Source organism: Streptomyces neyagawaensis (genome assembly GCF_023516595.1).
GTDB lineage: Bacteria > Actinomycetota > Actinomycetes > Streptomycetales > Streptomycetaceae > Streptomyces > Streptomyces neyagawaensis.
In genome coordinates this window covers 349,852-369,724 of the sequence record NZ_JAMGBG010000011.1, presented here as the reverse complement: position 1 = coordinate 369,724, position 19,873 = coordinate 349,852, and the positions used below count along the sequence as shown (strand labels likewise).

General features: G+C 70.9%; 16 protein-coding genes and 1 pseudogene. 9 read left to right on the top strand and 8 right to left on the bottom strand.

Annotated elements, in window-relative coordinates; genetic code table 11:
- Positions 1-90: 90 nt before the first annotated feature.
- Both M8J73_RS08155 and M8J73_RS08150 read right to left on the bottom strand, forming a co-directional pair.
- Positions 91-960: a DUF1989 domain-containing protein gene (locus M8J73_RS08155; RefSeq protein ID WP_055542329.1), complete on the bottom strand. Its 870-nt coding sequence runs from the start codon at positions 958-960 to the stop codon at positions 91-93.
- Entirely contained in the window at positions 957-1,649 is a 693-nt protein-coding gene (locus M8J73_RS08150) for a GntR family transcriptional regulator (protein ID WP_055542330.1), read from the bottom strand. The genes M8J73_RS08155 and M8J73_RS08150 overlap by 4 nt, the downstream gene beginning before the upstream one ends.
- 180 nt (positions 1,650-1,829) lie before the next feature.
- Between M8J73_RS08150 and M8J73_RS08145 the strand changes: the two genes are divergently transcribed.
- Both M8J73_RS08145 and M8J73_RS45735 read left to right on the top strand, forming a co-directional pair.
- Complete coding sequence (locus M8J73_RS08145; protein ID WP_055542331.1) at positions 1,830-2,672, top strand: ABC transporter substrate-binding protein; 843 nt, start codon at positions 1,830-1,832, stop codon at positions 2,670-2,672.
- Positions 2,673-2,674: 2 nt separating this feature from the next.
- Positions 2,675-4,204 carry an amino acid ABC transporter permease/ATP-binding protein gene (locus M8J73_RS45735; protein ID WP_435026445.1) on the top strand — a complete coding sequence of 510 codons (1,530 nt, stop codon included), beginning with the start codon at positions 2,675-2,677 and terminating at the stop codon, positions 4,202-4,204.
- Positions 4,205-4,639: 435 nt separating this feature from the next.
- Here the strand turns inward: M8J73_RS45735 and M8J73_RS08130 are convergent, their stop codons facing one another.
- Positions 4,640-6,400, bottom strand: coding sequence for a S8 family peptidase (locus M8J73_RS08130; protein WP_055537324.1), 1,761 nt, complete (start codon positions 6,398-6,400; stop codon positions 4,640-4,642).
- 280 nt (positions 6,401-6,680) lie between these two features.
- Between M8J73_RS08130 and M8J73_RS08125 the strand changes: the two are divergent.
- Positions 6,681-7,088, top strand: a pseudogene (locus tag M8J73_RS08125) (SDR family oxidoreductase); the annotation flags it as partial.
- Positions 7,089-7,171: 83 nt separating this feature from the next.
- On the opposite strand, the gene M8J73_RS08120 reads toward M8J73_RS08125, so the two are convergent.
- From M8J73_RS08120 to M8J73_RS08100, 5 genes are read right to left on the bottom strand one after another with little or no spacing between them, the layout of a single operon-like run.
- A complete protein-coding gene (locus M8J73_RS08120; RefSeq protein WP_055537323.1) occupies positions 7,172-8,188 on the bottom strand; it encodes a branched-chain amino acid ABC transporter permease in 1,017 nt (338 codons plus the stop codon).
- Positions 8,185-9,057 (bottom strand): branched-chain amino acid ABC transporter permease, encoded by an 873-nt coding sequence (locus tag M8J73_RS08115; RefSeq protein WP_055537322.1) that lies wholly within the window; start codon positions 9,055-9,057, stop codon positions 8,185-8,187. The genes M8J73_RS08120 and M8J73_RS08115 overlap by 4 nt, the downstream gene beginning before the upstream one ends.
- Positions 9,054-9,782, bottom strand: coding sequence for an ABC transporter ATP-binding protein (locus tag M8J73_RS08110; protein ID WP_055537321.1), 729 nt, complete (start codon positions 9,780-9,782; stop codon positions 9,054-9,056). Before M8J73_RS08110 ends, M8J73_RS08115 begins: the two co-directional genes overlap by 4 nt.
- The gene (locus M8J73_RS08105) at positions 9,779-10,507 is read right to left on the bottom strand and encodes an ABC transporter ATP-binding protein (RefSeq protein ID WP_055537320.1); all 729 of its coding nucleotides are present in this window, start codon (positions 10,505-10,507) and stop codon (positions 9,779-9,781) included. Before M8J73_RS08105 ends, M8J73_RS08110 begins: the two co-directional genes overlap by 4 nt.
- Positions 10,504-11,826 carry an ABC transporter substrate-binding protein gene (locus M8J73_RS08100; protein ID WP_055537319.1) on the bottom strand — a complete coding sequence of 441 codons (1,323 nt, stop codon included), beginning with the start codon at positions 11,824-11,826 and terminating at the stop codon, positions 10,504-10,506. Before M8J73_RS08100 ends, M8J73_RS08105 begins: the two co-directional genes overlap by 4 nt.
- 550 nt (positions 11,827-12,376) lie before the next feature.
- On the opposite strand from M8J73_RS08100, the gene M8J73_RS08095 reads away from it, so the two are divergent.
- The 6 genes from M8J73_RS08095 to M8J73_RS08070 all read left to right on the top strand — a co-directional run bounded on the left by M8J73_RS08095 (position 12,377) and on the right by M8J73_RS08070 (position 19,735).
- Positions 12,377-13,744 carry an amidase family protein gene (locus M8J73_RS08095; RefSeq protein WP_063799159.1) on the top strand — a complete coding sequence of 456 codons (1,368 nt, stop codon included), beginning with the start codon at positions 12,377-12,379 and terminating at the stop codon, positions 13,742-13,744.
- 20 nt (positions 13,745-13,764) lie between these two features.
- Positions 13,765-14,775: a carbon-nitrogen hydrolase family protein gene (locus M8J73_RS08090; protein WP_055537318.1), complete on the top strand. Its 1,011-nt coding sequence runs from the start codon at positions 13,765-13,767 to the stop codon at positions 14,773-14,775.
- Positions 14,772-15,509, top strand: a complete 738-nt coding sequence (locus tag M8J73_RS08085; protein ID WP_055537317.1) for an IclR family transcriptional regulator — start codon at positions 14,772-14,774, stop codon at positions 15,507-15,509. Before M8J73_RS08090 ends, M8J73_RS08085 begins: the two co-directional genes overlap by 4 nt.
- 105 nt (positions 15,510-15,614) lie before the next feature.
- The gene (locus M8J73_RS08080) at positions 15,615-17,243 is read left to right on the top strand and encodes a thiamine pyrophosphate-dependent enzyme (RefSeq protein ID WP_055537316.1); all 1,629 of its coding nucleotides are present in this window, start codon (positions 15,615-15,617) and stop codon (positions 17,241-17,243) included.
- A 40-nt stretch (positions 17,244-17,283) separates the two neighbouring features.
- On the top strand, positions 17,284-18,225 hold the full coding sequence (locus tag M8J73_RS45215; RefSeq protein ID WP_055537315.1) for a malate dehydrogenase: 942 nt from the start codon (positions 17,284-17,286) through the stop codon (positions 18,223-18,225).
- 49 nt (positions 18,226-18,274) lie between these two features.
- Positions 18,275-19,735, top strand: a complete 1,461-nt coding sequence (locus M8J73_RS08070) for an aldehyde dehydrogenase family protein (RefSeq protein WP_055537314.1) — start codon at positions 18,275-18,277, stop codon at positions 19,733-19,735.
- Positions 19,736-19,873: the final 138 nt, after the last annotated feature.

Here is a 19,873-nt window from a genome sequence, read left to right as displayed (position 1 = left end):
TCAGCATTGCATGTCGGCGGGCGCTCTGGGGCCCCACGAGCGCACCGGGCCGCCTGGGGCGCCCGGCCGGCCCGGGTTCGCAGTCACCGCTCAGCCGGTGGCCTCGGCGTGGTCGGGCCGGCGCAGGCCGTGGAGGTTGCGGTAGGCGGCCCTGGCGGGTGGGGTCCAGCCGTCCAGAAGGGCGGAGTCAGGGCGGTAGACCTCGACGCCGAGGGGGCGGCAGACGTCCAGGGGGTCGCGGGCGTCAGGACCCCACAGCGGCACGGACAGGTCACCGCCGGGGCAGGTGGACAGGGCGCAGAGCAGGTCGGTCTCGGCGAAGAACTCGAAGTGGTCGCCGGGGCGCGCCGGGCAGTCCTTCATGAAGTACTGGTCGGCGTCGTTGAGGCCGGTGCACTGGAAGACGTTGAGCACGTCGTGCACGTCGAACTCGGTCAGCCCGTACGGCAGTACGGCCCGGACCAGGTTCGAGTGGCAGTGGAAGTCGAAGTCCTCGCCGGTGAGCATGCGGTTGACGTACGGGTCGCAGCGGGTGCCCAGCAGGTCGTGGACGCGTCCGCCGTCGGCGTCCACGCCGTAGCCCGCGAGCGAGTCGGCGGTGACGGTCAGCAGGGGGCGCAGGAACGGCAGGTTCGACCAGATCCGGTCGTAGGTGGAGATGTGCGCGCGCTGCAGCTGGCGGGTGCGGGCGGCCCACATGCGCTCGCGCGGGTCGTTGAGGTTCCACACGTTGAGGTCGCCGACCTGGGGGCCGTCGACGGTGACGATCCGGCACAGGTGCCCCTGGGGGACGGTCCAGGCGCGGCCCGAGCGTATCGGGATCTCGAAGGAGTCCACCAACTCGTGGTCCACCCCGGCGAAGCGGTCGTAGAAGGCACGATCGACCTCGAGGGCGCCGCCCTTCGTGCTCTGGTAGGCGGCCGCCGCCCTGGGCGCCGCGGATGCTGTGCGGGAGGTCATCGCTTGCCTTTCGCTGCTGTTGTCGTACGGGAGTTGGCGCGTACGGCGTCGAGCACCGTGCGTTCGGAGTCGTCGAGGTAGAGCCGCAGCGCGGCTGCGGCGTCCGCGCGTCGGCCGCCGCGGACCAGGTCACAGATCTCGCGGTCGCGGGCGACCCACGGAGCCTGGAAGGCGCCCTGGTCCGCCATGACGGCGAAGGCCAGACGCAGTTGGGCGATCGTCACCCGGAAGAATCCGTCCAGGCGGGCGCTGCACAACAGCGCCACCAGCGACTGGTGGAAGCGCAGGGACGCGGTGCCGACCTTGTCCCACGCCTCGGCGGACACGGCCAGTTCGGCGGCGGCGACCTTGGCCTCCATCGCGTCGAGCAGCGGTTCCGGGGCGAGGGGGCTTGCGTCGATGGCGCTGAGTTCGAGCGTCCGGCGGGCGATGTAGATGTCCGTCACGTCCTCGGCGGACAGGGTCTTCACTGCTGTGCCCTTGTGCAGTTGCTGCGTCACCAGACCCTCGTCGTGCAGGGTGCGCAGGGCTTCGCGCAGGGTGTTGCGGGACACCCCGAGCTCGGCGGAGAGCGCCACGTCCCGCAGCGGGGTGCCCGGCGGGAGGTCTCCCTCGACGATGCGTTCGCGCAGCACATCGGTCACCAGGACGGGCCGTCCCGCGGCCGCCGCACTGTTCTGAGTCGACATGGCCCCACCCTAGCGCACCCTTTGTTGAACAAAAAAGGCCCGACTGATGACCTGCCGAGGCCTGTCCGCATGCAGCACTGAGGGGAGTTTCGACCTTTTACCTGGTTGAAACAATGAGGCGCCACCATCATCGGCAACCAGATTGTTCAACAGTCTCAGTTCCGCTGGAGAGGCCCCCTCATGCGCGTGACCGTCCCCGCCCTCATCCGCTCCACCACGGCCCTCGGGGCCATCGGCGTACTCCTCGCCCTGTCCGGCTGCTCCGGCGGTTCCCCGGAGGGCGAGGCGGCGGACGGTTCGGGCACCATGACCGCCGGCACTCTGACCGTCGGCTCGGACCTGACGTATCCGCCCTACGCCTATCTGGACGGCAAGACCCCGGCGGGCTTCGACCCGGACATCTCCCGGGCCTTGGCCAAGGCCTCCGGGCTGAAGGCCACCTTCGTCGACACGCGCTTCGAGCAGCTCATCGCCGGGCTCGGCACCGGCCACTTCGACGTGATCGCGTCCGACCTCTACATCACCGACGCGCGCAAGAAGCAGGTCGACTTCATCCCGTACTTCACCACCGGCAACTCGATCATGGTGAAGGCCTCGGGCGGCCCTGGGCCCACCGGGGTCACCGGACTGTGCGGAAAGACCGTCGCGGTGATCAAGGGCGGCCAGATCGTCGGGAAACTGCGCGACGAGGCGAGCAAGGAGTGCGGGGCCAAGGGCGCCAACGCCATCGACGTACGGGAGTTCGCCACCGATCCCGAAGGCACCCAGGCGCTGCTGTCCGGCCAGGTGGACGCGCAGGTCACCGACGGCGCGGTCGCCAAGGCCGCCGCCGACAAGACCGGCGGGAAGCTCACCATCTCCAGCCGGGAGCTGATCTACCCCGTCCAGTCCGGGCTCGCGGTCAAGCGGGGCGACACCGCCCTGAAGAAGACCCTCACCGACGCACTCGCCGAGCTGAAGAAGAACGGCACCTACGCCGAGCTGCTGAAGAAGTACAACCTCGGTCAGGCCCAGGAGAGCTGAACATGGGCAGCTTCGACTGGCACTACGCTCTCGGCCTGCTCGCCGACGCCGACCTGTGGCGGGCGGCCCTGCTCGTCGTCGAACTGGCCGTCGCCGCCTGGGTCCTGTCCACCGCGCTGGGCCTGCTCGTCGCCCTCGCCCAGCAGTCGCGGCTGCGCCCGCTACGGCTGCTCGCCTCGGCGTACGTCTGGTTCTTCCGCAGCCTGCCCCTGCTGGTACTGCTGATCTTCGTCTACAACTCGCCGCAGCTCTTCCCCGACCTCCGGCCCCTGCTGTCGAGCCCCTTCACCGCGGGCCTGGTCGCACTCGTGCTCAGCGAGACCGCGTACATCGCCGAGATCCACCGCGGCGGTCTGCTGGCCGTGGGCAAGGAACAGGGCGAGGCCGCGCAGGCACTGGGCATCCCGTACGCGGGCGTGCAGCGGCACGTGGTGGTGCCGCAGGCGTTCCGGGTCGCGCTTCCCGCCCTGGGCAACGAGTTCATCAGCATCCTCAAACTGACCTCACTCGTCAGCTCCATCTCCCTGGCCGAACTGCTGCTCGTCGGCCAGCGCCTGTACACCCAGAACTTCCTCGTCCTGGAGACACTGCTGGCCGTCGCCGTCTACTACGTCATGCTGGTCACCGCCTTCGACCGGCTGCGGGCCCTGCTCGAACACCGCCTCGACGTCCGCAGGCGCCGTACGAAGGCCGGGGCCGACACCGCCCCGAAGAGTGTGGCCGTCCCCGCCGCCCCGCAGGGCGAGGCCGTCCCCGCCGCCCCGGTGCGGACGCGGCCCCGCACCCCGCACGAAGGCGAGGTGGTGGTACGGGCCCGGGGACTGCGGAAATCGTTCGGCCCCGTCACCGTCCTGGACGGGGTGGACCTCGACGTGCACCGCGGCGAGGTGGTGGCCGTCATCGGCCCCTCGGGCTCGGGCAAGACCACCCTCGTCCGCACCCTCAACCACCTCGAACAGCCCGACCAGGGCAGTGTGGAGATCGACGGCCGGCTCATGGGCGGCAAGGACCGTGAACTCGCCGCCCAGCGTCGTCACGTCGGCATGGTCTTCCAGCGGTTCAACCTCTTCCCGCACCGCACCGTGCTGCAGAACATCACCCTCGCGCCCCTCCAGCAGCGGCTGTCCGGCCGGGCGGACGCCGAACGCCGGGCACGGGAACTCCTCGGCAAGGTGGGCCTTGACTCCCATGCGCACAAATACCCCCACCAGCTGTCCGGCGGCCAGCAGCAGCGCGTGGCCATCGCCCGCGCCCTGGCGATGAACCCCAGCGTGCTGCTCTTCGACGAACCGACCTCGGCCCTCGACCCTGAGCTCGTGGGCGAGGTCCTGTCGGTGATGAGCGACCTCGCCGCCGACGGCACGACCATGGTCGTCGTCACCCACGAGATGCGCTTCGCCCGCGAGGTCGCGGACTGGGTGGTCTTCATGAACCACGGCCGCATCCTGGTCCAGGGCCCGCCCGAGACGGTCTTCGACCACTCCGGCGAACCACGCCTGGAACGGTTCTTCGCCGCGATCGGCCCCGCGTGAACCCCGCCTGCGTGAATCCCGCCGGCCCGGTGCGCCGTGCGGTGGAGTCCGTGTCGACTTTGAGCAAGCATCCTGGCCGAGGAGAAATGCGCGACGCTCATGGTCGGTGGTGCTGCGGTCCTGGCGGGGACGGTGACCTGCCGCTCAACCGGCCGGCACTCCTCGAGGCTGTGTCCGCACCGCCCGTACCGTCAGCGCGGACACAGCCCCGCAGCTCGTCAGGCAGGCGCACGGTGCGCTGGACACCGGCTCCAGGCCGTCCGGAGCCTTCCTGGACGCCTCCGACAAATGGGCCCCAACTGCGGCGTACACCGCCGCCGGGGCCCATATGCCCTCTGCCCGCCCGCAGTTCGCAGCGCTGGCCGAACAGACCGCAGCCCGCCTTGTCCCCGGCCGCGGGGCGGGAGCTGTACGCGGGCGTTGCCCGGCCCTGCGCTAGAAGGTCAGGTTCCAGGCGTCGATCTTGCCTGTGTCGGAGGCGGCGTTGTCGTTGACGCGCAGCTTCCAGGTGCCGTTCGCGACCTCCGAGGAGGCGTCCACGGTGTAGGTCTGGGCGATGTTGTCGGCGCTGCCGCCCGCGCGGTTGTGCAGCGTGTGGACGGTGCCGTCCGGCGCCACCAGGTCGACCTTCAGGTCGCCGATGTAGGTGTGCTTGATGTCCACACCCACCTTGAGGGTGGCCGGGGCGTTGCCGACCACACCGGTCACGGCGATCGGGCTCTCCACGGTCGCGTTGTCGTTGATGGCGAAGTCTGCGAGGTTCTCGAAGTACTTGCCGGGCGGCGGGGTGGCCCCGACGGCCTTGAGGGCGTCGACCTGTCCTTCGCCGAAGAACGCGTTGTTGGCCGTCGTGCCCGTGCAGCGGCTGTCCGAGGGGCAGGCGATGTCATTGGCCTGGGTGGCCAGCTTGGCGCGGATCTGCGCCGGGGTGATGCCCGGGTTGGCGCTGGCGATGAGCGCCGCCACGCCGGCCACGTGCGGGGTGGCCATCGAGGTGCCGCTCTTGCTGCCGTAGCCGCCGCCGGGGACGGTGGAGTAGACGTTGCTGCCCGGCGCCGCGACGTCGATGACGCCCTGACCGTAGTTGGAGAACGAGGCCTTGGTGACGCCCGTGCCGTTGGCCGCGACCGTGACCACGCCCGGCAGCTCGGTCGGGATGTCGAGGCAGGCGTTGGTGATGGTGCGGGTGACCGGCGTCGAGTCGTTCGGGCTCGCGGAGTCGGTCGTCTTGTGGGCGAGGTCGTAGTTCTCGTTGCCCGCGGCGGCGATCTGGAGGGAGCCCTTGCCCTCGGCGTACTCCTGGGCGCGCTTGACGCCCTCGATGATGGCGGCCTGGTCGATGTTGTCCGGGCAGTTGAACTGCCACGGGTCCGTGTAATAGCTGTTGTTGGTGACCTTGAAGCCGTGGTCACCGGCCCAGACGAAGCCGCAGATGGTGTTCTCGGCGAAGAAGAAGGCGTTGCCCGGCTCGGCGACCCGGACCGCGGCGATCTTCACCCCGGGGGCCACGCCGACGACGCCCTTGCCGTTCTTGGCCGCGGCGATGGTGCCCGCCACGTGCGTGCCGTGCGTGTCGACGTCCCGCCACGCGCCGGCACGGGTGTCGGGCTTGCCGTAGGCGCACGAGACCGAGTCGGCCGCGTCGAAGTTGGGCGCCAGGTCCTGGTGCTGGTCGTCCACACCGGTGTCCAGGACGCCGACCGTGACGGAGGCCGAGCCCGGGTTCACGGCCCACGCCTGGTCCGCCTTGATCTGGCTCATGTCGGCCCGGACCGGTTCTCCGGCCGGCGTCGAGGACTGGGCCGGATTGGCCGGGAGTGCCGGGTTGTAGGCGTCGGCCGGGACGTCCGAGGTACGCGTGGCGCCGACCTGCTGCACGCCGGCGACGCCGCGCATGGTGGCGGCGAATCCACTGGACGCCGAGTGGGCGACGATCACGCCGATGGCGTCGAAGTCCGAGAAGACGGTGCCGCCGTTGGCCGTGATCGCCGAGCGGACCGCCGAATTGTCACCGGGGGCGGTGATCACGAGGTAGGCACGCGTCCCGGCCACCCAGGCCGCGCTCTGGGATCCCGGCATGGCGGCAGGAGCGTGGGCCTTGGCGGCCGGCGCGGTGGAGGGGCCGACGGGGAGCGTGCCCGCGAGGGCGCCCGGAGCGCCGAATGCGAGGGCGGCACCGACCGTGGCCGCCAGCACCAGCGTGCGTCTGGGGCGGCTGGATATGTGGGGTATCAATGCGTCCTCCGGAAACGGCCCGGCCGTGCTGAGGGCACCGGCCGGGCCGTACGAAACGAATGGTGGATGCAAGATGTCAGGTACATGCCCTCATACGGAAGTACCTTTCCGTACAGGGACGTTGCAAAGACATGGCTGAAAACAGACGTACTCCGGGCACCGAGGACCGGGATCCACCGAGAGCTCCAGCCGGACCCCGCAGTGGCGTGCCCTCGTGCGCATGAGGTCCCCACATTCCAGGGCGTTGAGGGGGAACCTGCGGGCGGGGATGGCGCACCGGGGCGTCCGCTTGGGCATCGCCTACCTCAACTGGACCGACACGGACATGACCCGCGACGCCGACCGGTACGCCGCTCTGCGCGAACTGCGCGCCCACATGCCCCCGCCGGCCCGGCGGGTGTATCCCGTCGACACGGTCGCCGCCCGCCTGGTCCGCGGTTCGGAGTGCCGTCGTACGGCCGTGTACGCGCCGGACTGGCTGCGTCTGACCCAACCGGTGCGCGTGGTCCTGGTGCCGGTGGTCCTGCGTGTGTCACTCCGGGCGCCGGCCCGCATCGAGGCGGCGGAGCCCCTGGGGAGCACCGGGACGCTCGGCCCGGGAGGGCTCGCCGAGCGTGCAGTGTCCGAACGGGGGACGGCTCACCACTGACAACCAGAACGGGGCGAGAAGGGGGTGGCCCCCAGCCCGGGCCGTCCTCCTCGGCGTGGGGGATTACAACCCGGCGTGGGGCATTACAACCGCACTGTGTGGCGCACCGGGAAGACCGCGAAGCCCGTGCGGTGGGCCAGTGTTCCCCACAGGCCGCGCGGCAGGTACAACGAGACGACGATGGCCGCCGCGCCGACCACGACCAGATACCAGACACCGCTCTGCGCGAAGTACTTGTCGAGCAGGAAGTAGGCGACCGCGCCGACGACCGGTCCCTCGACCGTGCCGATGCCGCCGATGACCACCATGAAAACCATCAGGGCCGAGTACTGGACCCCGAAGATCTGGTTCGGCGAGGCGACGCCCAGGCTGTTCACGCAGATCACCGCGCCTGCCGCCGCACAGCCCGCCGCCGCGGTGACGTAGATGATGCGCTTGCCGCGGGTGACGTTCACACCGAGGGAACCCGCCGCGGTGTCGTCGTCGCGGATGGCCTGCAGGGCCAGGCCGAGCCGGCTGCGCAGGACGGCGTACGTCCCGAGCACGGCCGCCGCCATGACGACGAGTGCCAGCCAGTAGGTGTATGCCCGCCGCAGCACCGGATCGGCGGTGACATCGGACAGGCTGCGTCCGCTCGCCGCTCCCAGCGAGTCGAAGCGCACCACGATCAGACGCACGACCTCGGCGATCACCCAGGTGCCCACGGCGAAGTAACCACCGCGCAGCCGGAACGCGAGGTACGACATCGGCCAGGCGACCAGGGCCACCAGCGCGGAGACCACCAACGTGCCCATGTAGACGTTCAGGCCGTGGTCGTTGACGACGAACAGGAGGTAGGCCCCCAGGCCGATGAAGGCCTGCTGGCCCATGGACATCATGCCCGCGTAGCCCGTGAGCAGGTTCCACATGGAAGCGAGGGCCACCAGGTAGCAGAGCTTGACGAGTTGGGCGGTGACGTCGGAGGCGACGAGGTACGGCAGGGCGGCCATCGCCAACAGGACGACGGCCGTTCCGGTCAGGCCGAGGGCCGTGGCGCGGCCACCGCGGTGGACGGCGGGCAGCGCGGTCGCCTCCGGGGCGGGGGCTGTCTGGACGGTCATGCGAGAACGCTCCTGCCGAACAGGCCCTGGGGGCGGAACACCAGGATCAGGAGGAAGACCAGATGCCCCGCGAGCAGGGGCAGGTCGGGAGAGATCTGGGCGCCGACGGACTGCGCGATGCCCAGGACCATGCCGCCGGCGAGGGTGCCCCACAGCGACCCCAGGCCGCCGATGATGACCGTCTCGAAGGCGAACAGGACGGTGAGCTGACCCTCGTACGGGGTCACTCCGCCCTGCCGCATGGTGTAGAGCGACCCGGCCAGGGCGACCGTGGCGAAGGCGATGACCGAAGTCAAGGCGTAGACGCGGCGGTTGTCCACGCCCATCAGGCGGACCGTGGTGCGGTCGTCCGCTGTGGCGCGGACGATACGGCCCGGCTGGGTGCGGTGGAGGAAGAGGTGGAGGGCGGTCAGCACGGCGACCGCCGCCGCGACGGTGATCAGCGGGAACCAGCCGACCGCCAGGCCGCCGCCCAGGTCGATGCTCGCGGTCCCGAGGGAGCCCGTGGACAGGGGCTGGGCGTCGTTGCTGAACACCTGGACCAGCACATTCGGGATGATGAGGGAGATGCCGAAGGTGACCAGCATCGGGGCGAGTTCGCCCAGGCCCATCGCGCGGTCCAGCATGGAGCGCTGGACGAGATAGCCGAGCGCGCCGACGGCGGTCATCGACACGAGGACGGTGAGGGGGACGGGGACTCCGTAGTGGGCCGCCGCCACGGAGGCGACGTAACCGCCGAGGATCATCAGGTCGCCGTGGGCGAGGTTGGCGATCCGCATCACGCCGAAGATCAGGGACAGGCCGGCGGCGGCCATGGCGAAGATGCCGCCCAGCAGCATGCCCTGCACGATCGCGTTGACCCAGGTCATGTGGAGGTCACCTCCGGGAGAGCGCCGGTGCCGAAGTAGGCGGCGGTCACCTGGTCGCGGGTGATCCCGTCGGCCCGCCCGGTCAGCACGATGCGCCCTTCCAGGACGCAGGCGATACGGTCCGCCACGGCGAGCGTGCGGTTGAGGTCCTGTTCGACGAGGATCACTGTCGTGCCTTCGGCGCGGATGCTCGGCAGCGCCGTGTACAGCTGGTCCACCACGAGCGGGGCCAGCCCCAGGGACACCTCGTCGAGGAGCAGCAGACGCGGATTGCCCATCAGGGCGCGGCCGATGGCGACGGCCTGTTGTTCACCGCCGGAGAGCCGGGCCGCCCTGCGGGTACGGCGGTCGGCTACCAGCGGTATCGCCTCGTACACCTTGGCCAGGTCCCAGGGGCCCTTGCGGCCGGTGGCGGCGCCCACCTGGAGGTTCTCCTCCACGGTGAGGGAGGGGAAGAGCCGACGGCCCTCAGGGACCAGACCGATGCCCTGGCGGGCGCGCCGGAGGTCGGGCTCCGCGGTGACGTCCTGGCCTGCGAAGCGGACGGTGCCGCCGAACGGCCTCAGGGCCCCGGCGATGGTCCGCAACAGCGTTGACTTTCCCGCCCCGTTGGCGCCGACGAGGGCGAGCAGCTCGCCCTCGTCCACCTCGAGGTCGATACCGAACAGGGCCTGGAAGTCCCCGTATCCGGCGTCGACGTTCTCCACGCTCAGCAGAGCGCTCATGCCGCCGCTCCTCCCAGATAGACCTCGGCCACCTCGTCGCTGGCCAGTACCTCGTGAGGGTCGCCGTCGATGCGGATGCGGCCGTAGGCGAGGCAGACCAGCCGGTCGACGACCTGGACCAGGGCCTTGACGACGTGCTCGATCCACACGATCGTCACGCCGGACTCCTTCAGGGACAGCACGGTGGCGACGAGTTCCTCCGCCTCGGCCTCGGTGAGGCCACCCGCGATCTCGTCGAGGAGGAGCAGTTCGGGGCCCGTGGCGAGCGCCCGCGCAAGCTCCAGCCGTTTGCGGCCCAGGAGGGGCAGGGAACCGGCGGGCTTGTTGGCGAGGCGGAGCAGCCCTGCTGTCTCCAGCGCGCGCAGGGCCTGTTCGCGGGCGTGAGCGCCGCGCAGCCGGGCTCCGCGCTCGGCGCCGACCAGGGCGTTCTCGAACACGGTCAGGTCGCCGAAGGGGCGCGGTATCTGGAAGGAGCGGCCGACGCCCAGCTGACATCGGTCGGCCGCGGAGGTGCGGGTGACGTCGCGGCCCGCGAGCCGCACGGCACCCGCGGTCGCGCGCTCGACGCCCGAGATCGCGCTGAGCAATGTGGACTTGCCCGCGCCGTTGGGGCCGACGATGCCGACGGCCTGTCCTCGAGGGACGGCCAGCTCGACGTCCTCCAGGACCCGCAACTCACCGAACCGCACGGCAAGGTGGTCCACTTCGAGCAGCGGGGTGGTCACAGTTCCGCCGCCTTGGCGTCGGTCTTGACCTGCGGGAGCAGGTCGTTGCTGATCACCTTCAGGTCGTACGCCCCACCGCTGCCCTTGACCCACTGGGTGCCGACCATGGGGATGGTGGCGACGTTCTTGACCGGGTTGGCCGGGCCGCCGCCGGTCCAGGAGAGGTGGCCGAGGACGGTGTCGAGGCTGGTCTTCGCGATCTGGGCGGCGACGGCCTCGCGGTCCTTGGGGTTCGCCTTGCGCAGAACGTGGTTGGCGACCTCGAACAGCGCGTGGTTGGGGCCGAGGCCCTGGTTCCACGTTCGGCCCTTCGCCAGCGGGGACTTCTCGTAGTCGTCGGCGAGCGCGGTGGCGGTCTGACCGGTGATCGTGGAGGTGAACGGGAACTGCGGTACCCACCAGCTCGCCGTGCACAGCCCGTTGCCGAGACCGTTCGGCAGGGAGGCCACCGTCGACTCGAAGAGGATGGCCTTGGAGATGGTGGCGACCCTGGGCTTGAAGTTCTGCTGTGCGGCCTGTGTCCAGAACGTCGCGAAGTCGGGCGGCGAGGGCACGCCGGCGAGGATCTCGACGCCCTCCTTCTTGAAGTTCGCGATGATCGACGAGAAGTCCTTGGTGCCGGGCTCGTAGGAACCCGGGTCGACGAACGTGAAACCCTTGGTCGAGGGCTGCGAGCGGTAACCGGTGGTCTTGTCCCGGAAGGCGTTGCCGTCGGAGTCGTTCGGCCACAGCACGCCGACCTTCTTGTTCGTGTCGTGCTGCCGCCACATGTCGGTCTCGACCCTGGACAGGTGCTCGATGCCGTCGAAGAAGTGGAACGTGTACTTGAAGGTCTTCTTCGGCGTTGCGCCACGCCCGAAGAACCAGGCCTGCCACGGCTCGATGGTCGAGACGCAGGGCACGCCCTCGCTCTCGCACTTGGCCGCCACCGGGTGGATCGTGTCCGGCGTCGCGGTGACGAGGACGAGGTCGACCTGCTGCTGGGAGATCAGCTCGTCCGCGATGGTGGCCGCCTGCTGCGGGTCCGAGCCCGTGTCGCGGTCCAGGATCTTCACGTCGTACTTCTTGCCGTCGTAGGTGATTCCCTTGGCGAAGAAGTCACGCACCTGCTTGAGGATGTAGGCGTCGGACTCGGCGAATGCCGCGAAGGCGCCGGTGCGCGGGCTGATGTAGCCGATCTTGATGGTGTCGCCGGTCGAACCGCCCGAGCCCTTGAGGCCGGAGGAACAGGCGGACAGGATCGGAGAGGCCGCCACGGCAGTGGCTCCGAGGCCTCTGAGGACGCTGCGGCGGGACGGCTGGATCGCGGGGTGTTCCATGGCGGGCTCCGGAGGACCTTGAGCCGCAGGTCGCAGGCTGCGGCGGGTGGAGGAAGTGGCCGCGAACGTAGGCCCGCCGTCCGCACCTGGACAGGGCGCGGATTCGATATGAGAGACGGCGATGCCGTCGGTGACCTCAATGAGACATCAGCGGTACGCAGAGAGACGCGAAGGAGATACGGCTCGCCCATAACGGGATGTGTGGGACTTCCGTGGTCGGCGCCGGCGCGCGTCAGGGCGTCGCGCGGATCCGCTCGACCCTGCGGGTGTCGGGTGCCGCGGGCGTGAACTCAGCCGAGCGCCCCCGACGCCGGCTCGCCGGTTTCGCCATCGCCCGGGCCGCCGCAGGAAAGGCGACCGTCGTGGAGAGCCCAGTGCCCCACGTGCGTGCCGGTACGGCTCAGCCTCGGAAAGTGACCCCATACAGTCGTCCACCTCCATCACAGTCCGGCGTACCGGGCCCCGGGGGTCCTGCCGGCCACGTATCGGGGGTCTCGCATAGCGAAACAGTCCTGTTCACCGGTAGTGGCGAGGCCCCTATGGTCCGCCCATGCACACCGCCCTCTCCCGGCTCGCCGCCGGGACGCTCAGCAGCGTCTCCCTCACCGAGGCACTCCTCACGCGCGCGGAGCGGGCCGGCGACCTGGGAGCCTTCGTCACCCTCGATGCCGACCGTGCTCTCGCCGAGGCCGCGGCGGCGGACCGCGGCCCCCAGCGGGGCCCGCTGCACGGGCTGCCGATCGCCGTCAAGGACAACATCCACGTCGCCGGGCTCCCCAACACCGCGGGCTGCGAGGCGCTCGCCGGATTCGTGCCGGACCGGGACGCGGAGGCGATCAGCCGACTGCGGGCGGCCGGCGCGATCGTGTTCGGCAAGACCAACATGCACGAGCTGGCACTCGGCGCCACCACTGCGGGCGGCCCGTACGGCCCCGCCCGTAATCCGGCCGACCCCGACCGCTTCGCGGGCGGCAGCAGCGGCGGCACCGCCACGGCCGTCGCCGCCGGTCTGGCCCCGGCCGGGCTGGGCACCGACACCGGCGGCTCGGTCCGCGTCCCGGCCGCGCTCACCGGCATCGCCGGTCTTCGACCGACCACGGGCCGTTACCCCAGCGGGGGCGTGACGCCGCTGTCGCGGACGCGCGACACCATCGGCCCCATGGCCGCGACCGTCGCCGACCTCGTCCTGCTGGACACCGTCCTCGCCGCAGACCGGGGCCCGGCCGAGGCACCCGACCCGCGCGAGGTCGTGCTCGCCGTTCCCGAACACCACTTCGCCGAGCCGCTGCACCCGCGTACCGCCGAGGTGTGGAAGCATTCCCTGGACGTCCTGAGGACCGCCGGGGTCCGGCTCGTGCCGGTACGGCTGCCGGAGGTCGAGACGGCCGAGGAACTGGCCGGATTCCCCATCACCCTGTACGAGGCCGCCAGGCAGCTCCCCGGGTACCTGAGCACGGCGACGGGCGGCACGGAACCGGCGGAACTCCTGGCCCGGATCACCCACCCCGACGTACGCACGACGATGGAGCGGGTCGTGTTCCCGCAGACGGTCACCGAGTCGGCGTACAAGGCCGCCCTCGAGGTCCGCGACCGTGTCCTCGTGAACGGCTACCGGCAGGTCTTCCGCGCGACCGGGGCTCACGCCGTGCTCTTCCCCACCACTCCCCTGCCCGCCGGACGCATCGACACCGACACCGAGCGCGTAGAGCTCGACGGTGTCCTGCGTCCGACCTTCCCCACGTACATCCGCAACACGGGACCCGGCAGCGTCGCCGCTCTTCCCGGTCTCACCGTGCCCGTCCGGTCGGCGGGCCCGGGACTCCCGGTGGGTGTGGCGCTCGACGCGCCCTGGAACACCGACCGACGGCTCCTGGGCCTCGGCCTGCTGGTCGAAAAGCTCCTGGAAGCGGGAGCATGAAGAGAAGGAGACGATCGGACATGACAGAGACCACTCGCCGCTTCAAGGCCGCGGCCGTCCAGGCCGAGCCCGCCTGGCTCGACGCGGACGCCGGGGTCGCCAAGACCGTCGATCTGATCGCGGAAGCGGCCCGCAACGGTGCCTCGCTCATCGCCTTCCCCGAGGTGTGGATTCCCGGCTATCCGCACTTCCTGTGGCTGGGCGCGGTCGCCGACCAGGTCCCCTTCGTCGGCCGCTACCACGCCGCCTCGCTCGCCCCCGACGGCGACGGCCTGACCGCGATCCGCCGCGCCGCCCGGCAGCACGGCATCACCGTCGCGCTCGGATACAGCGAGAAGGACCACGGCTCCCTCTACATCACCCAGACCGTGATCGCCGCCGACGGCAGCGTGCTGCTGCACCGCCGCAAGCTCAAGCCGACCCATGTCGAGCGCAGCCTGTTCGGCGAGGGCGACGGCAGCGACCTCAAGGTCGTCGACAGCGCGCTCGGCCGGCTCGGCGCCCTGAACTGCGCCGAGCACGTCCAGCCACTCAGCAAGTACGCCCTGTACGCGCAGAACGAGCAGGTGCACGTGGCCAGTTGGCCGTGTTTCGGTCTCTACCGCGACCTCGCCTTCCAGCTCAGCGCCGAGGCCAACATCGCCGCGACCCAGGTGTACGCCATCGAGGGCAGCGCCTTCGTCCTGATGGCCACCCAGGTCATCTCCCCGGCCGGCATCGACGTCTTCGCGTCCACCCCCGAGCAGCGCCGCCTGCTCACGGCCGGCGGCGGCTGCTCCCGGATCTTCGGCCCCGACGGTCGTACGCTCACCAAGGACGTCGACGAGGGTGAGGAGGCACTGGTGTACGCCGACATCGACCTCGACGAGATCGACCTCGCGAAGAACGCCTACGACCCGGCAGGGCACTACGCGCGCGCCGACGCCACCTATCTCGTTCACCGTCGCGAATCCCGTCGGCCCGTGGTCCGGGAGGGAATCCCCGCCGAGAGCGTGTTCCCGGCGCTGGACGAAGAGATCCCCGAGCCATGACCGGACCCGCCGAAGACCCCCCGCCGCCGGGTCGGCCCCCCGTCCAGACCCTGGACCGAGGGCTCAGGCTGCTGGAGGTGATCGCGCTGTCGGACGTGCCGCTGACGCTGGCCGAACTGAGCCAGCAGATGGGGCTGCACCGCTCGATCGTCTACCGGCTGCTGCGCACCCTCCAGGACCACCACCTGGTCGCGCACACCACGCACGGGTACGTCATCGGCACCCGCGCGCAGTCACTGGGCCGGCGCACCCTGCCCATGCTGCAGCGCATCGCCAAGCCGGAGATCGCCAAGCTGGCGGCGCGCGTGGGCCTCACCTCCTTCTTCGTGGTACGGGACGGCGATGAGGCGGTGACGCTGGTCTCCGTCGAGGTCGAGAGCACCCGCTCGCGCACCGTCTACAGCCCCGGCGACCGGCATCCCCTGACCCTGGGCTCCCCGGGCATCGCCATGCTCTCCGCCGAGCCGCAACTGCTCGGTGAGCGACCGGAGGTCAGCCGGGCCCGGGTCTGCGGCTACGCCGCCACACGCAACGAGGTCGTGCCCGGTCTCGGGACGGTCTCGGCGCCGGTCGTGTCGGCGCCGGGCCACGCCGTCGCCGCCGTGTCGATCGCCTTCACCGTCGAACTCCCGGGCCCGCCACAGATCGAGGCGGTCCTCGACACCGCCCGCCTCATCACCGGGCGGCTGCGCGGAGAGTTGTCCACCGGAGCGGTCCTGCCCGGGGTCGACTGACTCGTCCGCCGTTCCTTGAGCGACACGTTTCGCATAGTGAACGTGCCGGTGGTCCCCCGGTATTGAACGGCTTAGCGTCCAGTCCTGCCAGAAAGGGGACCCGAGATGACCACGGCCGCCCACTCCAGGACCGTCAAGGAACAGACCTTCGACGTCCTGCGCACGTACGACCTGACGACGCTCTTCAGCAATCCGGGCTCCACCGAGGTCGGTTTCCTCGCCGACCTGCCGGCCGACATCTCCTTCGTCCTCGGCCTGCACGAGGGCTCGGTCGTCGGGATGGCCTCCGGCAGTGCCCTGGCCACCGGTCGTCCGGCGCTCGTGCTGCTGCACACCACCGCCGGATACGGCAACGCCGTCAGCGCCCTGGCCACCGCCCGTGCGAACCGCGCGCCCCTGGTGGTGATCGTGGGCCAGCAGGACCGCCGGCATCTGGCCCACGAGCCGTTCCTGGCCGGTCGGCTGGACGGACTGGCTGGGGAGTACCCGGTGTGGCAGCACACCCCGGCCCGTCCCCAGGACGTGCCCGGTGCCGTGGCCCGAGCCTGGCACGAGGCCCGGGAAGGCCGTGGCCCGGCGGTGGTGGTGGTCCCGATGGACGACTGGTTCGCCGAGGCCGACGAGGACGTCGCGCAGGCCGTACCGCACGGACCGGCCGCGGTCCGAGGCGGTCGTACGGCCTCCGACGACGCCCTCGCCGCCCTCGCCGCGCTCCTGGCGGAGGCCGATTCGCCCTGCCTGGTGGCGGGCGCCGGCAACGACACGTCGGACGGCTGGCAGGCACTGGTCGCGCTGGCCGAGCGGCTGGACTGCCCGGTGTACCAGGAGCCGTTCGGTGCCCGCGCGGGCTTCCCCCAGGACCACCGTCTCTTCGCCGGCCATCTGCCGGCGGTGCGCTCCGGGCTGCGCGAGGTGCTCGCGCCGTACGACACGGTCCTCACGGTCGGAGCCGCCGCGTTCCGCCAATACCCCTACGCCCCTGGTGACTTCACCGAGCCGGGCACCCGGGTCGCCGTCATCACGGACGACCCGGACGAGGCCCACCGCAGCCCGGCGGAGCTGGTGCTGCTCGCCGAACCCGCCGACACCGTAAGCCGGTTGGCCCCGCTGGTGCCCGCCGTCCCGCGTTCCTCGTCGCCGAACCGGCCGACGGCACCCCAGCCGCCCGTACCCGGTGAACCGCTGCGCGCCGCCCACGTACTGGCCGCTCTCGCCGAGCGGCTCGATCCGAAGGCCGTGGTGGTCGAGGAGACCCCCTCCAGCCGCCCGGACCTGCACCGGCTGCTGCCCGCCCGCGCACCGCTCGGCTTCCTCAGCGCGGCCATGGGCGGACTGGGCTTCGCCATGCCGGCGGCGATCGGTGTCCGCCATGGCGCCCCGGACCGGCCGGTCGTGGCCGTGCTCGGCGACGGCTCCTCCCTCTACTCGATCCAGGCCCTGTGGAGCGCCGCCCACTACGGCGTCGGCGTCCTGTTCGTCGTCCTCGCCAACGGCCGCTACGCGATCATGGACCGCCTCTCCGAGCGCGAGGGCTCCGCCGCCCCGGCCTGGCCCGCCTTCACCGAGCTGAGTGTGTCGACCCTGGCCAAGGGCCTGGGCTGCCCGGCCGAACGGGTCGAGGACCACACCGCGTTGCTGTCCGTCCTGGACAAGGTCCTGCCCACACTGGCGGACCGGCGTGAGCCGCTCGTGCTCGAGGTCGCCGTCGAGGCCGACGCCCACTACTCCTCCTGACCAGCCTCTTCCTGACCCGCCGAACAGAAGGCACAGACACGTGAAGGTCGTCATCATCGGAGGCGCCGGCGGCATCGGCTCCTCCGCCGCGTTCAACCTGCTCTCCGCGCAGGGGACCTACGAGATCGTGCTCGTCGACACCCGGCCGAACATGATCACCAGCCACACCATGGACCTGGAGAACGCCCTCGGCCTCGGCACCACCGCCGACACCGTGCGCGGCGGCGCCCCCGAGGACGCCCTCGACGCGGACGTGGTCGTCCTCAGCGCCGCCGTCCCGCTGCGGCTGAACTCCTCACGCTCGGTCTTCCTCGCCGACAACGCGCGGATCGTGGAGGAGTGCCTGCGCCCGGTGCGGGAAGCCGGAGCGGACTTCGGCGGTGTGGTCCTCATGCTCACGAACCCGGTCGACCCGCTGCTGACATGGGTGCACCGGCAGGGCTGGCTGCCCCGCGAGCGGCTCATCGGCTACACCCTCAACGACAGCCTCCGGCTGCGCACCGGCGTCGCCTTCGCGCTCGGCGTCCCGGTGAGGGACGTCGGCGCCTGGATGCTGGGCGAACACGGCGAGGGCCAGGTCCCGCTGTACAGCCGCATCACGGTCGGCGGCGAGCCCGTCGTCCTCACCGAGGCGCAGCGCACAGCGGCCGAGGAGTATGTGGACACCTGGTACACCAAGCACGTCGCCCTCGACTCCGGCCGCACCTCCACCTGGACCACCGGCCTGGGCACCGCCCGCCTCATCGAGGCGCTGAGCACCGGGTCCGGGACCGTCGTCCCCGCGTCGGTCGTGCTGGACGGCGAGTACGGCGTCCACGGCGCCAGTCTCACCGTGCCCGTCGAACTGCGACCCGAAGGCGTGCGCCGCATCGTGGCCTGGGACCTCCCGCCGGAGGAACTGGCCGGCATGAGCCGGGCCGCGGCCAACGTCGAGGCAGCAGCCTCCGAACTCACCGCCCACTGCGCGACCCGGCTTTCCTGACACGGCTCATCGCGTACCGACGACGTTACGTAGCAAGGAGATCACCCCCATGGCCATCACCCGCGACTTGTTCATCGCCGGCAGAGACGTACCCGCAGCCTCCGGACGGACCACCGACGACATCAACCCCTTCACCGGGGAGGTGTACGCCACCGTGGCCGCCGCGGGACACGACGACGTCGTGCGCGCCGTGGACGCGGCCCACGCGGCTTTCGAGGAATGGGCGTCGACGACCCCGTTCGCCCGACGCGCGATCTTCCTCAAGGCGGCCGACCTGCTGGAGGGGCGGAGTGACCAGGTCGCTGACCTGATGGCGCAGGAGGCGGGCGGTACCCGGCCCTGGGCGTACTTCAACGTGGCTCTGGCAGCGAACATCCTGCGCGAGGCCGCCGCGGCCGTCACCGCGCCGCGCGGTGAGGTGCTCAACGCCCAGGAACCGGGCGCGCTGGGTCTGGCCGTGCGTGAACCGCTGGGCGTGGTCGCCGCGTTCGCGCCGTGGAACGCGCCGGTCATCCTCGGCGTGAGGGCCGTGGCGGCGCCCTTGGCCGCCGGTAACACGGTCGTCGTCAAGGCCAGCGAGGACGCGCCGATCGCCTGCGGACTGCTGGTCGCCGATGTACTGCGGGAGGCCGGGCTGCCGGACGGGATGCTGAACGTGATCACGAACGCCCGTGAGGACGCCGCCGAGGTCGCCCAGACCTTGATCGCCGACGAGCGGGTACGGGCGGTGAACTTCACCGGCTCCACGGGTGTGGGCCGCATCATCGGCGAGCTGGCGGCCCGTCATCTGAAGCCAGCGGTATTGGAGTTGGGCGGCAAGAACGCCGTTCTCGTCCTCGATGACGCCGACGTGGACTACGCCGTCGACGCCGTGACCTTCAGTGTGTTCATGAACGCCGGGCAGATCTGCATGTCCGGTGACCGGATCCTCGTCCACGAGTCCCTGGCCGAGGAGTTCATCCAGAAGTTCACCGCCAAGGCGGCCTCGCTCCAGGCCGGCGATCCCGGGCATCCCCACACAGTGGTGGGCCCGCTGGTGAGCGCGCAGGCCGCGCGACGGGTGGCCGGGCTGGTGGCGGACGCCGTGGCCAAGGGCGCGAAGGTTCTCGTCGGTGGCGGCGAGGCGGAGGGCGCGGTACACCCGGCGACCGTTCTCACCGGCGTACCGAAGGAGGCGGATCTCTACCACGCCGAGGCCTTCGGCCCCGTCTGCGTGGTCGAGACGTTCACCGACGACGACACGGCGGTGGCCCTCGCCAATGACACCGCGCATGGTCTGACGTGCGGCATCATCACCGAGAACGCCACTCATGGGCTCGCCGTCGCCCGCCGGATCCACACGGGCATCGTGCACATCAACGACCAGTCGGTGGCCGACGAGCCCCAGGCACCGTTCGGCGGGGCGAAGGCATCCGGATACGGCCGCTTCGGTGGCCGTTGGGGGATCGAGGCGTTCTCCAACACACGTTGGGTGACCATCGCCACGCAACAGGCGCACTTCCCGTTCTGAGGCACCTGCTCGGACTGAGCGGTCGTGTCGCGTGTGGGACTGACGTCGCCGCCGTTCTCGCCCAGCCCCCGGCCGCGAACCCGGGTGTCGGGCGGGCGAGCGGCTGGTCAGCCGCCCAGCGAGGGGGCACGATCTGCC

Excerpts from the sequence above, each read along its gene's own strand:
- M8J73_RS08155 (WP_055542329.1), bottom strand. The coding sequence starts at position 960 with ATGACCTCCCGCACAGCATCCGCGGCGCCCAGGGCGGCGGCCGCCTAC.
- M8J73_RS08150 (WP_055542330.1), bottom strand. The coding sequence starts at position 1,649 with ATGTCGACTCAGAACAGTGCGGCGGCCGCGGGACGGCCCGTCCTGGTG.
- M8J73_RS08145 (WP_055542331.1), top strand. The coding sequence starts at position 1,830 with ATGCGCGTGACCGTCCCCGCCCTCATCCGCTCCACCACGGCCCTCGGG.
- M8J73_RS45735 (WP_435026445.1), top strand. The coding sequence starts at position 2,675 with ATGGGCAGCTTCGACTGGCACTACGCTCTCGGCCTGCTCGCCGACGCC.
- M8J73_RS08120 (WP_055537323.1), bottom strand. The coding sequence starts at position 8,188 with ATGACCGTCCAGACAGCCCCCGCCCCGGAGGCGACCGCGCTGCCCGCC.
- M8J73_RS08115 (WP_055537322.1), bottom strand. The coding sequence starts at position 9,057 with ATGACCTGGGTCAACGCGATCGTGCAGGGCATGCTGCTGGGCGGCATC.
- M8J73_RS08110 (WP_055537321.1), bottom strand. The coding sequence starts at position 9,782 with ATGAGCGCTCTGCTGAGCGTGGAGAACGTCGACGCCGGATACGGGGAC.
- M8J73_RS08100 (WP_055537319.1), bottom strand. The coding sequence starts at position 11,826 with ATGGAACACCCCGCGATCCAGCCGTCCCGCCGCAGCGTCCTCAGAGGC.
- M8J73_RS08095 (WP_063799159.1), top strand. The coding sequence starts at position 12,377 with ATGCACACCGCCCTCTCCCGGCTCGCCGCCGGGACGCTCAGCAGCGTC.
- M8J73_RS08090 (WP_055537318.1), top strand. The coding sequence starts at position 13,765 with ATGACAGAGACCACTCGCCGCTTCAAGGCCGCGGCCGTCCAGGCCGAG.
- M8J73_RS08085 (WP_055537317.1), top strand. The coding sequence starts at position 14,772 with ATGACCGGACCCGCCGAAGACCCCCCGCCGCCGGGTCGGCCCCCCGTC.
- M8J73_RS08080 (WP_055537316.1), top strand. The coding sequence starts at position 15,615 with ATGACCACGGCCGCCCACTCCAGGACCGTCAAGGAACAGACCTTCGAC.
- M8J73_RS08070 (WP_055537314.1), top strand. The coding sequence starts at position 18,275 with ATGGCCATCACCCGCGACTTGTTCATCGCCGGCAGAGACGTACCCGCA.